11 protein-coding genes are annotated in these 12,542 nt (G+C 64.3%); all 11 read left to right on the top strand.

What is annotated here, in order from left to right:
• Window positions 1-164: 164 nt before the first annotated feature.
• On the top strand, window positions 165-1,559 hold the full coding sequence (gene otsA / locus VE092_RS11170; protein ID WP_324876673.1) for an alpha,alpha-trehalose-phosphate synthase (UDP-forming): 1,395 nt from the start codon (window positions 165-167) through the stop codon (window positions 1,557-1,559).
• Window positions 1,560-1,723: 164 nt separating this feature from the next.
• Window positions 1,724-2,080: an FmdB family zinc ribbon protein gene (locus VE092_RS11165; protein WP_324876671.1), complete on the top strand. Its 357-nt coding sequence runs from the start codon at window positions 1,724-1,726 to the stop codon at window positions 2,078-2,080.
• An 18-nt stretch (window positions 2,081-2,098) separates the two neighbouring features.
• Window positions 2,099-2,734 carry a DUF502 domain-containing protein gene (locus VE092_RS11160; protein WP_324876669.1) on the top strand — a complete coding sequence of 212 codons (636 nt, stop codon included), beginning with the start codon at window positions 2,099-2,101 and terminating at the stop codon, window positions 2,732-2,734.
• A gap of 98 nt (window positions 2,735-2,832) precedes the next feature.
• Window positions 2,833-4,638 carry an aspartate--tRNA ligase gene (gene aspS / locus VE092_RS11155; RefSeq protein WP_324876668.1) on the top strand — a complete coding sequence of 602 codons (1,806 nt, stop codon included), beginning with the start codon at window positions 2,833-2,835 and terminating at the stop codon, window positions 4,636-4,638.
• Window positions 4,639-5,063: 425 nt separating this feature from the next.
• The gene (locus VE092_RS11150; RefSeq protein ID WP_324876666.1) at window positions 5,064-6,365 is read left to right on the top strand and encodes an MFS transporter; all 1,302 of its coding nucleotides are present in this window, start codon (window positions 5,064-5,066) and stop codon (window positions 6,363-6,365) included.
• Window positions 6,366-6,373: 8 nt separating this feature from the next.
• A complete protein-coding gene (locus VE092_RS11145; protein ID WP_006464131.1) occupies window positions 6,374-7,603 on the top strand; it encodes a metal-dependent hydrolase family protein in 1,230 nt (409 codons plus the stop codon).
• A gap of 143 nt (window positions 7,604-7,746) precedes the next feature.
• The gene (locus VE092_RS11140; protein ID WP_324876663.1) at window positions 7,747-8,652 is read left to right on the top strand and encodes a LysR substrate-binding domain-containing protein; all 906 of its coding nucleotides are present in this window, start codon (window positions 7,747-7,749) and stop codon (window positions 8,650-8,652) included.
• A gap of 51 nt (window positions 8,653-8,703) precedes the next feature.
• Window positions 8,704-9,207, top strand: coding sequence for a dihydroneopterin triphosphate diphosphatase (nudB, locus tag VE092_RS11135; protein WP_324876661.1), 504 nt, complete (start codon window positions 8,704-8,706; stop codon window positions 9,205-9,207).
• A 56-nt stretch (window positions 9,208-9,263) separates the two neighbouring features.
• Window positions 9,264-10,061, top strand: coding sequence for an endonuclease/exonuclease/phosphatase family protein (locus VE092_RS11130; RefSeq protein ID WP_324876659.1), 798 nt, complete (start codon window positions 9,264-9,266; stop codon window positions 10,059-10,061).
• Window positions 10,062-10,063: 2 nt separating this feature from the next.
• Window positions 10,064-11,227 (top strand): phospholipase D-like domain-containing protein, encoded by a 1,164-nt coding sequence (locus VE092_RS11125; RefSeq protein ID WP_324876657.1) that lies wholly within the window; start codon window positions 10,064-10,066, stop codon window positions 11,225-11,227.
• A gap of 135 nt (window positions 11,228-11,362) precedes the next feature.
• Window positions 11,363-12,538, top strand: a complete 1,176-nt coding sequence (locus tag VE092_RS11120; protein ID WP_324876655.1) for an acetyl-CoA C-acetyltransferase — start codon at window positions 11,363-11,365, stop codon at window positions 12,536-12,538.
• The last annotated feature ends 4 nt before the right edge of the window (window positions 12,539-12,542 follow it).

The raw sequence follows: 12,542 nt of genomic DNA, 5'->3' as shown, positions 1-12,542 counted from the left end.
ATCTTCCAGGCCATGCTGGATGCCCGCAACCACCTGGGCCTGCTGTCCGAAGACACCCATCCGGTCACGCGCCAGATGTGGGGCAATTTCCCGCAGACCTATTCGATGGTGGGCATCATCAACTGTGCAATGCGCCTGTCGGCGTCATGGGAGGCGGTGATCTGATGTCGCGACTCGTTGTTGTATCCAATCGCCTGGCCGATCCCCGCAAGCCCGCCGCCGGCGGCCTGGCGGTGGCGCTGGGTGAAACCCTGAAGAAGACCGGCGGCCTGTGGTTCGGCTGGAGCGGCAAGGTGGTCGAGGACGGCACGCCCGGCGAGGGCGAGCTGCGTGTGCACCAGGCCGGCAGCGTGACCCTGGCCGAGCTGGATCTGTCGCAGGAAGACCATGACGCCTACTATCGCGGTTACGCCAACGGTGTGCTGTGGCCGGTATTCCACTACCGGCTCGACCTGGCGCACTTCGAGTCCGGCCACCTGGGCGGCTATCGCCGGGTGAACCAGCTGTTTGCGCGCAAGCTGTTCCCGCTGTTGAAGCGCGATGACATCGTCTGGATCCACGACTACCACCTCATCCCGCTGGCCGCCGAGTTGCGCGCCATGGGCTGCGAGGCGCGTATCGGCTTCTTCCTGCACATCCCGCTGCCGCCGCCGCCCATCCTGACCGCCATTCCCTCCCACGAATGGCTGATGCGGGCACTGTTCGCCTACGACCTGGTGGGCTTCCAGAATCACGCCGACCTGCAGCACTTCGCCCAGTACGTCCAGGCCGAAGCCACGGCCGAGCCGGTCGGCCCCAACCAGTTCCGCGCCTTCAACCGCACGGTGCATGCCAATGCCTTCCCGATCGGCATCGACGTGGCCGAATTCCAGCGCCTGGGCCAGGCCAAGGAAGCGCGCGACACCTATGAAAGCACCAAGGCCGAATATTCGCGCCGGCGCCTGCTGATCGGGGTGGACCGACTGGATTATTCCAAGGGCCTGCCGCAGCGCATCCGGGCCTTCCGCGAACTGCTGCGCCTGTATCCGGAAAACCGTCACAGTGCGACCCTGCTGCAGATCGCCTCGCCCAGCCGCGAAGACGTGGAAGCCTACGGCGACATCCAGCGCGAGCTGGAAAGCCTGTGCGGCTCCATCAACGGCGATTTCGGCGACTTCGACTGGATGCCGATCCGCTACATCCACCGCACCGTGGCCCGCCGCCGGCTGCCCGGCCTGTACCGCGCCTGCGCGGTGGCGCTGGTCACGCCCCTGCGCGATGGCATGAACCTGGTGGCCAAGGAATTCGTCGCCTCCCAGGATGAGGACGATCCCGGTGTGCTGGTGCTGTCGCGCTTTGCCGGCGCGGCCGAGCAGATGAAGCAGGCGCTCATCATCAACCCCTACGACACCCACGGCGCGGCCCAGGTGATCCAGCAGGCCTTGCAGATGTCGCAGTCCGAGCGGCGCGAGCGCCATGCCGCCCTGATGGAAAACATCCGCCGCTACGACGTCCACTGGTGGTGCCGGGAATTCCTCGATACCCTGCGCAGCAGCCGCGCCGCCCCCGTGGAGGGCTGATCTGACGGCCGGGGAGGCTGCGAAACTTTCCCAAAAGCAAACACTTTGCCGGCGCCATGGTGCATGCCGTCGCGCCGCCGCATCGCCGGTGCCGGCCGGTTCACTAAAACTCCGCCAAAAGCCTTTATAATTCAGGGTTTTGGAAGTTTTTTGCGGAGTTAGTCATGCCCATTTACGCGTATCGCTGCGAAGCGTGTGGTTTTGCCAAGGATGTCTTGCAGAAGATCTCCGACGATGCGTTGACCGTTTGCCCCTCCTGCCACCAGGACAGCTTCAGGAAGCAGCTCACGGCTGCCGGCTTCCAGTTGAAGGGTTCCGGCTGGTATGTCACCGATTTCCGCGGCAACGGCAGTGGTAGCGCCAACAGCAAGGGCGCCACCGGCACCGGCATTGCCGGCGCCAGCGAGGCTCCGGCCGCGGCAGGTGACACGGCCGCTGCAGCACCCGCCGCCGCGACCCCGGCCGCCACGCCAGCACCGGCCGCGGCTCCGGCTGCGCCCTCCACCCCCAGCGCAAGCTAACGAGGTCATCCTTCCCCCATGCGCAAATACTTCATCACGGGTCTGCTGATCCTGGTTCCCCTGGCCATCACGCTATGGGTGCTGAACCTGGTCATCAGTACCATGGACCAGTCGCTGCTACTGCTGCCGGAAGCCTGGCGGCCGCAGCACTGGCTGGGCCACAACATCCCCGGCCTGGGCGCGATCCTGACCTTGCTGATCGTGTTCCTGACCGGCCTGGCCGCGCGCAATTTCATCGGCCGCCGGCTGGTGCTGGTGTGGGAAGGTTTCCTGACCCGCATTCCGGTGGTGAAGTCCATCTATTCGAGCGTCAAGCAGGTCTCCGATACGCTCTTCTCGCCCTCCGGCAACGCCTTCCGCAAGGCCGTGCTGATCCAGTACCCACGCCAGGGTTCCTGGACCATCGCCTTCCTGACCGGCACCCCCGGCGGCGAGGTGAAGAACCACCTGGCCGGTGACTTCATCAGCGTCTACGTTCCCACCACGCCCAACCCGACTTCCGGTTTCTTCCTGATGCTGCCGCGCGCCGACGCCGTCGAACTCGACATGTCGGTCGATGCCGCGCTGAAGTACATCGTCTCGATGGGCGTGGTCGCCCCCGAGATGGCGGCCGACAAGAAGATCATCACCGACGCCGCGGCGCCGAAGAATTGACGGGGCGGCCGGTGCCACGCGGCCCGGCCAGCCCCGCCTTCGCCCTTAGCGTCTTCTCTCACGAATCCAACAAGAACACTGTCAACGGAATCACAACCATGTCCATGCGAACCCAATACTGTGGCCTCACTACCGAGGCACTGCTCGGCCAAACCGTCAGCCTGTGCGGCTGGGTGCACCGTCGCCGCGATCACGGCGGCGTGATCTTCATCGACCTGCGCGACCGCGAAGGCCTGGTCCAGGTGGTGTGCGACCCGGATCGCGCCGATGTCTTCAAGAACGCCGAATCGGTGCGCAACGAGTTCTGCCTGCGCATCACCGGCCTGGTGCGCAACCGTCCTGAAGGCACCACCAACGCCAACCTGAAGTCGGGCAAGATCGAAGTGCTGTGCCACGAGCTGGAAGTGCTGAACCCGTCGGTAACGCCCCCGTTCCAGCTGGATGACGACAGCCTGTCCGAAACCACCCGCCTGACCCACCGCGTGCTGGACCTGCGCCGTCCGCAGATGCAGAACAACCTGCGCCTGCGCTACAAGGTCGCCATGGAAGTGCGCAAGTTCCTGGACGCCCAGGGCTTCATCGACATCGAGACCCCGATGCTGACCAAGTCCACCCCGGAAGGCGCCCGCGACTACCTGGTGCCCTCGCGCGTGAACGCCGGCGAATTCTTCGCCCTGCCGCAGTCGCCGCAGCTGTTCAAGCAGCTGCTGATGGTGGCCAACTTCGACCGCTACTACCAGATCACCAAGTGCTTCCGCGACGAAGACCTGCGCGCCGACCGTCAACCGGAATTCACCCAGATCGACTGCGAAACCTCCTTCCTGAACGAACAGGAAATCCGTGACCTGTTCGAAGGCATGATCCGCCTGGTCTTCAAGAACGCCCTGGACATCGACCTGCCCAACCCGTTCCCGGTGATGGACTTCGCCACCGCCATGGGCATGTATGGTTCGGACAAGCCGGACATGCGCGTCAAGCTGGAATTCACCGAACTGACCGACGTCATGAAGGACGTCGACTTCAAGGTCTTCTCGGGTGCCGCCAACAGCGAAGGCGGCCGCGTGGTCGGCCTGCGCGTGCCGGGTGGTGCCGAAATGCCGCGTTCGGAAATCGACGCCTACACCCAGTTTGTCGCCATCTACGGCGCCAAGGGCCTGGCCTACATCAAGGTCAACGAAAAGGCCAAGGGCCGTGACGGCCTGCAGTCGCCCATCGTCAAGAACATCCATGATGCAGCCCTGAACGCCATCATCGAAAAGACCGGCGCCCAGGACGGCGACCTGATCTTCTTCGGCGCCGACAAGGCCAAGGTGGTCAACGATGCCATCGGCGCGCTGCGCGTGAAGATCGGCCACAGCGAATTCGGCAAGAAGAACGGCCTGTTCGACGATGCCTGGCGTCCGCTGTGGGTGGTCGACTTCCCCATGTTCGAATACGACGAAGACGGCCAGCGCTGGGTCGCCCTGCATCACCCGTTCACCTCGCCCAAGGATGGTCACGAAGACTTCATTTCGACCAACCCGGGGGCGGCCATTGCCAAGGCCTACGACATGGTCCTGAACGGTTGGGAACTGGGCGGCGGTTCGGTGCGTATCCACCGCGCCGACGTGCAGAGCAAGGTATTCCGCGCCCTGAAGATCGATGACGAAGAAGCCCGCCTGAAGTTCGGCTTCCTGCTGGACGCGCTGCAATACGGCGCGCCCCCGCACGGTGGCATCGCCTTCGGCCTGGATCGTCTGGTCACCATGATGGCTGGCGCCGAGTCGATCCGCGACGTGATCGCCTTCCCCAAGACCCAGCGTGCCCAGTGCCTGCTGACCCACGCCCCTTCGGCGGTGGACGAGAAGCAACTGCGCGAGCTGCACATCCGTCTGCGCAATACCGAGCCGGCTGTGAAGGCCTGATCGATTTATCGATTTTCTCGATAAACCCATCGAAAAGCGCGTGCAGGAATGCACGCGCTTTTTTATTATTATAAATAATATAAATTTTATTCTTGCGTAATATCAGGCGGGATTCCGGTCGTCGCTGCGACCCGACGACCGTTCGTCCTGAGTAGCGGCATCGCCGCGTATCGAAGGCGCGCCTTTGCCTGCTCACCGACCCTCGCAGGAGTGTCTTCGATACGGCCCTGAAGGGCCTACTCAGTCCGAACGGTTCCAGATGGATTCACGTGAGGACCCGCTTGTGGTTCTTGAGTCTACATTTCCCGGAACCTGAATCCATGCATGCGCTGCAAGCATGGCGGCATGCACAGATATCATTTCCGCCAGGCCCCCTCGCACCCTATCATCGGCCGGATATTCAACGTCCGACATGAGGGGAAAGCATGCAAGGAACGACATTACCAGCCGGCGGGATGCCGCTGGTCAGCAACCACCAGCGCCGCCGCGCCATCATCGCCACCGTCATCGGCAACGGCCTCGAATGGTTCGACTTCACCGTCTACAGCTTCTTCGCGGTGATCATCGCCAAGCTGTTCTTCCCGACCGGCAATGACCTCACTTCCTTGCTGCTAGCCGTGGCCACCTTCGGCGTCGGTTTCTTCATGCGCCCGGTGGGCGGTATCCTGCTGGGCATCTACGCCGACCGCGTGGGCCGCAAGGCAGCGCTGTCGGTGACCATCCTGTTGATGGCCGTGGGCACCACCATGATCGGCCTGGCGCCGACCTATGAAAGCATCGGCCTGTTCGCGCCGCTGATCATCGTCGTGGCACGTCTGCTGCAGGGCTTCTCGGCCGGCGGCGAAATGGGCAGCGCCACCGCCTTCCTGACCGAATATGCACCGGAGCGCGAGCGCGCCTATTACTCCAGCTGGATTCAGGCCAGCATCGGCGTGGCCGTGCTGCTGGGTGCTGCTGTCGGGACCTTCGTCACCTCCAGCCTGAGCCCGGAAGCGTTGTCCAGCTGGGGCTGGCGCCTGCCCTTCCTACTGGGCATCATCATCGGCCCGGTTGGCTACTACATCCGTAACCACCTCGAAGAGACCCCGGCCTTCCTCGAAGAAAAGGACAAGACCGACTCGCCCCTGAAGGAAGTGATCCGCAACTTCCCGCGCGAGACCTCGGCCAGCTTCTCCATGGTGATCCTGTGGACGGTCTGCACCTATGTCTTGCTGTTCTACATGCCGACCTATTCGGTGAAGGTCCTGAAGCTGCCGCAGACCACCGGCTTCATCGCCGGCATGGTGGGTGGACTCTGCATCATGGTCCTGGCGCCCATGGTCGGCCGCATGGCCGATCGCATCGGCCGTCGTCCGCTGCTCTCCGGTTCGGCCGCGTTGATCCTGGTGCTGGCCTATCCCATGTTCGCCTACATCAACAGCGCGCCCAGCCTGTCGACGCTGCTGATCTTCCAGCTGGTCTTCGGCACCCTGATTGCGGCCTATACCGGCCCCATCCTGGCGGCGTTCTCGGAACTGTTCCCGGCCAAGGTGCTCTCCACCGGCCTGTCGGTGGCCTACAACCTGGCCGTGACCATCTTCGGCGGCTTTGCCTCGTTCTTCATCACCTGGCTGATCGCCGCCACCGGCAGCACCATGGCACCGGCCTTCTACGTGATGATCGCTGCCGCCATCAGCTTCGTCGGCACCCGCTTCGTGCGTGAGCCGCAGTATCTGCAACAACATTGATTTTCGCCATGACCAAGATTCTCCTGAAGGGCGGTAACGTCCTTGATCCTGCGCTGGGCAGCCTGTTCCCGCGCCATGATGTCCTGATCGAAAAAGACCGCATCATCGATGTCTCCGCCACGCCCCTGGATGTGCCGGGCGCACGCGTGATCGATGTGGCCGGCAAGACCGTGATGCCGGGCCTGATCGATTGCCACGTGCACGTGCTGGCCTCGCTGGCCAACCTGGGCTTGAATGCCTTGCAGCCGGGTTCGCTGACCTCCATCCGCGCGTTGCCCATCGTCGAGGCGATGTTGAATCGCGGGTTCACCAGCGTGCGTGATGCCGGTGGCGCCGACTGGGGCCTGGCGCAAGCCATTGCCATCGGCCTGGTGCCGGGTCCGCGCATCTTCCCCTCCGGCAAGGCGCTGTCGCAGACCGGTGGCCACGGTGACTTCCGTCCACGTTCCGATGTGCTGGAGCCCTGCTCCTGCGCCTTCCGCGCCGGTGCCATCGCCCGTGTGGCGGATGGCGTGGACGCAGTGCGTCTGGCCGCCCGCGAAGAACTGCAGAAGGGCGCGACCCAGATCAAGATCATGGCCTCCGGTGGCGTGGCATCGCCCACCGATCCTATCGGCAACACGCAATACAGCGAGGATGAAATCCGCGCCATCGTGGCCGAAGCCGAAGCCGCCCAGACCTATGTGATGGCACACGCCTACACCGGCCGCGCCATCTCGCGCGCCGTGCGGTGCGGCGTGCGTACCATTGAGCATGGCAACCTGGTCGATGCCGATGCCGCCCGCGTGATGCGCGAGCATGGTGCCTTCGTCGTGCCGACCCTGGTCACCTACGATTCGCTGGCCCGCGACGGTGCCCGCCTGGGCTTGCCGCCGGATTCGGTGGCCAAGATCGAATCGGTGCGTCAAGCCGGTCGTGACTCGCTGCGCATCTATGCCGAGCATGGCGTGCAGATGGGCTTCGGCTCCGACCTGCTGGGCGAGATGCATCAGGACCAGTCGACCGAATTCCTGATCCGCGCCGAGATCCTGGGCAACCTGGAAACCATCCGCTCGGCGACCTCGATTGCCGCCGCCATCCTGCAGCGCGAAGGTGAACTGGGAACCGTGCGCGCCGGTGCGCTGGCCGACCTGATCGTGGTCGATGGCAACCCGCTGCAGGACATCACGCTCCTGACCGGGCAGGGCGAGCACCTGTCGCTGGTCATGCAGTCCGGCCACATCCACCGCAGTCGCTGATCGTTCGATCGCCACGGCGGCCATCACGGCTGCTGCCCTGCCTGCGCCTCTGCTTTCCCGATCGCCATCAGGAAAGCAGCGGCGGGCATGCTTTTCGCTCTACCATCATGGTCTGTTGAAAGAACCGAGCCGGAGCGCCGACCATGCGTATATCACCCCTTCCTCCCCTGCCGTCACTGATCGCCTTCGAAGCCGCCATGCGGCACGGCAGCTTTACGCGTGCCGCCGCTGAACTGCATCTCACACAAAGCGCCATCAGCCGTCAGATCGCCCAGCTGGAGCGCTTCCTGGGCAAGAAGCTGTTCCTGCGCGAACCCCGTGCATTGCGCCTGACGGTCAGCGGCCAGCGCTACGCCGCCCTGGTGCAGCGCCTGCTGGTCGATTGTGCCGAGGCCACCGAAGACATCATGAAGCGCAAGGGCCATCAGGAATTGACGGTGGCCTGTTCGCAGGGCGTGGCCGTGCTGTGGCTCACGCCCCGGCTGGCACGCTTTCGGGCGCAGCACCCGGATTGCCATTTGCGCCTGGTCGTCAACGACAGCCTGGCACAACTCTCCGAGACCGACTTCGACATGGGCATCTACTTCCTGCGCGACGGCCCACCCTCGGGCCTGGCGGCGCGTCGGCTGTATGACGAGGAAGTGTTCCCGGTCTGTTCGCCGTCCTACCTGGACGGCCGCACCCTGAGCCCGGCCGAGCTGCGGCACGAAACCCTGCTCATGCTGGAAGACGGCCAGCGGCAATGGATGTCCTGGCAGAACTGGATGGCCCACAACGGCATGCCCGATGTCCGCATCGAGCACCAGATCCTGTCCAACCAATACCCCGTGCTGTTGCAGCTGGCCATGGAAGGGCAGGGCATCGTGCTGGCCTGGCGCCACATGATCGATGCCTGTATGGAACAGGGGCTGCTGGTGCGCGCCTGCGAGGCCAGCGCCAGCCTGGGTGGCGGCTATTACGCCGTCTGGCCGCGCGACCGCATCGAGCACGCCGCTGCGCGAGCCTTTCGCAGCTGGCTGGTGGCCGAGAGCGAAGCGTCCCTGCTCTGAGTCGGCGCCGTCCCGATACAATGGAGGCTTTGCTGCAGCCCGGACAGCCCCATGATGCAAGCCAAGCCCTACAAGATTCCCGAATCGGTGCTGGTGGTGATCCACAGCGCCGACCACCACGTATTGCTGATCGAGCGCGCCGACCAGCCCGGTTTCTGGCAATCGGTGACCGGCTCCAAGGACTACCCCGATGAGGCCTTGTCGGAGACTGCCCGACGCGAGGTACAGGAAGAAACCGGCATCATCGTCGGCGGGGACGGCGTAGAATCCGTAGACGGTGGCGCCCGACGCGTGCCGCAGACGCATCTGCGCGACTGGCAACTTTCCAACGTCTATGAAATCTACCCGGTCTGGCGGCACCGCTATGCGCCCGGCGTGACCAGGAATACCGAGCACGTCTTCGGCCTGCTGGTGCCGCGCGACATCCCGGTAACGCTGGCCCCGCGCGAACATACCCGCTACGCCTGGCTGCCGTATCGCGAAGCGGCCGACCGCTGTTTCTCGCCGTCCAATGCGGAGGCAATCCTGCAATTGCCCAATTACCTGGCCGGCTAGCCCGACAGCAACGCGCCAGGACGGAACCGGACAAGAACAAGAGAAAGGTTGCATCGATGAAGCTGCGCATTGCCACATACAACATCCACAAGGGCGTGACCTCCTTTGCCGGACGGCCGCGCATTCTGGCGCTCAAGCAGGCGCTGGCGCAACTGGACCCGGACATCCTGTTCCTGCAGGAAGTGCAGGGCCGGCATGATCTCAACGCCCTGCGCCATGCCGCCAACTGGCCGCAGCAGGGCCAGCACGAATATCTGGCCGGCGACACCCACCATGCGGCCTATGGCATGAATGCCGTGTACGACCACGGGCACCATGGCAATGCCCTCATCTCGCGTTTCGAGATCGCCTCCATCCGTAACCAGGACGTCTCCGACCATGCCTATGAATCGCGCGGCATCCTGCACTGCGTGGTGCCGGTGGAAGGCGTGGACGTGCATTGCTACGTGATCCACCTGGGCCTGTTCGCCGGTGGCCGCCGTCGCCAGACCGATGCGCTGATGCAGGCGGTCAGTACGTCCTCGCCGCCGGATGCGCCACTGGTGATCGCCGGTGACTTCAATGACTGGACCAACCAGCTGAGCCGCACGCTCTACCAGAACCTGGGCGTGGTCGAGGTGTTCGACCAGCCGCAACCGAATGCGCGCGGCGTCATGCAGGGCTTGCGTCGCCTCGGGGGCCTGTCGGCGCCGATCCGCCCGGCGCGCACCTTCCCGGCGATGATGCCCTGGCTGCGCCTGGACCGCATCTATGTACGCGGTTTCCGTGTGGAAAGTGCGCAGGTGCTCAAGGATGGCCCATGGGCGCGCCTGTCGGACCATGCGCCCATCGTTACCGAATTGCAGCTGGCCTGATCTTGCGCCACCTCGCCTTTTCCGACGGCAATCAGATTGCCTTGCTGCACAGTGGCGCCGGTTTCTATCCGGCCCTGATCACCGCCATCGATGCGGCCCGGGTCGAGATCTACCTCGAAACTTATATTTTTTCCCTCGACGATACCGGCGTGCTGGTCTGCGAGGCGCTGCAACGCGCCGCCGGGCGTGGCGTGGTGGTGTATGTCATCAACGACTGGCTCGGCACCGGTCGCGAAAACACTAACAAATTGCGCCTTGCCCTGAGTGCCGCCGGTGTGCAGCATCGTTCCTTCAACCCCTGGTTCCGGCGCGGCGTGGCGCGCAGTCATCGCAAGCTGTGCGTGGTGGACCGCCAGGTGGCCTTCGTCGGCGGACTCAACATCAATGACGACATGGTTTCCGACCGCGACCACGCGCTGCCCCTGCCGGCGCCGCGCTGGGATTTTGCCGTCAGCGTGGTCGGACCGCTGGTGCAGGATATCTATCGCGAAGTACAGGCCCAGTGGCTGCGCGTGGGCCGCATGAAACTGAAGGCACGCTGGCGCAATTTCAGGCGCCTGCGCCACGGTCATAGCGGCCCGGTACACGACCAGACCCAGGCCGCCCTGGTGGTGCGCGACAACTTCCGCAACCGCCGCACCATCCAGCGCGCCTATCTGCAGGCCCTGGGCCGCGCCCGCGAGAGCGCCTTCCTCGCCAATCCCTATTTCGCCCCCGGCCGCAAGATGCGGCGCGCCCTGGAAGAGGCCGCCATGCGCGGTGTCAAGGTGACCCTGCTGCTGGGCGTGGGGCAGTTCGTGATGCAGGATGCGGTGGCGCATTCTTTCTATCCCAAGCTATTGCGTGCCGGTGTGCGTATCGTCGAATACACCCATACCGAGCTGCACGCCAAGGTGGCCGTGGTGGACGACAGGTGGGCCACGGTCGGCTCCAGCAACTATGATGGCCTTTCCCTGTTCGTGAACCAGGAAGCCAACGTGGTGGTCCAGGACCCGGCCTTCGCCGGCTACCTGCGCCAGGAGATCGAAGCCGGCGCGGCCCTGGGCCGGGTGGTGCACCTGAACGACTTCCTGCATGTGCCGTGGTACAAGCGGGCAGCCTATGGTGCGGCCTTCCTCTTGTATCGGACGGTAATTCACATCATCACGCTGGGAAAAGATGCCTAGCCGCTATCTGGCCCCGACTTGATCTACCGAAGATTCACCGTATCGCATTCACCGCTGAAATGGAATAAGATGACCATCCCGGTTTTCGACGGGCAGCCGCGCGGCTGCCCGCCATTTCAATAAAAGGAGCGAGTTATGGATGATGTGGTCATTGTCGCGGCACAGAGAACGGCGATCGGTAAATTCGGCGGATCCTTGTCGAAGATTGCCGCCGCCGATCTGGGTGCGCAAGTCATCAAGGCCTTGCTGGCCAAGACCGGCATCAAGCCCGAAGCGATCAGCGAAGTCATCCTCGGCCAGGTGCTGACGGCCGGCGTCGGTCAGAACCCGGCGCGTCAGGCGGTCATCAAGTCCGGCCTGCCCGACATGGTCCCGGCCTTCGTGGTCGGCAAGGTCTGCGGCAGCGGCCTGAAGGCCGTGCAACTGGCGGCCCAGGCCATCCGTTGCGGCGACGCCCAGATCGTCATCGCCGGCGGCCAGGAAAACATGAGCGCCTCGCCCCATGTGTTGAACAACTCGCGTGACGGCTTCCGCATGGGCGATGCCAAGCTGACCGACACCATGATCGTCGATGGCCTGTGGGACGTCTACAACCAGTACCACATGGGCATCACCGCCGAGAACGTCGCCAAGAAGTTCGAGATCAGCCGCGAAGAGCAGGACGCCTTCGCCGCCGCGTCGCAGAACAAGGCGGAGGCCGCACAGAAGGCCGGTCGCTTCAAGGACGAGATCATCCCCATCGAGATCAAGGGCAAGAAGGAAACCGTGGTCTTCGACACCGACGAATTCGTCAAGCACGGTGTCACCGCCGAAGCCCTGGCCAGCCTGCGCCCGGCCTTCGACAAAGCCGGCACCGTGACGGCGGGCAATGCCTCCGGCATCAACGACGGTGCCGCTGCCGTGGTGGTGACCTCGGCCAAGCTGGCGGCCGAGCTGGGCCTGCCGGTGCTGGCCAGGATCAAGGCCTACTCCTCGGCCGGTCTGGACCCCAGCATCATGGGCATGGGCCCGGTTCCCGCGTCGCAGCTGACCTTGAAGAAGGCCGGCTGGACCCCGCAGGACCTGGACCTGATGGAAATCAACGAAGCCTTCGCCGCCCAGGCCATTGCGGTGAACAAGCAGATGGGCTGGGACACCAGCAAGATCAACGTCAACGGCGGCGCGATCGCCCTGGGCCACCCCATCGGCGCATCCGGCTGCCGCGTACTGGTGACCCTGCTGCACGAGATGGTGCGCCGCGATGCCAAGAAGGGCCTGGCCAGCCTCTGTATCGGCGGCGGCATGGGCGTGGCGCTGGCGGTGGAGCGCTGAGCCT

The organism is Herbaspirillum sp. (assembly GCF_035644555.1).
GTDB lineage: Bacteria > Pseudomonadota > Gammaproteobacteria > Burkholderiales > Burkholderiaceae_D > Herbaspirillum.
This window is presented reverse-complemented; position numbering and strand designations above follow the sequence as displayed.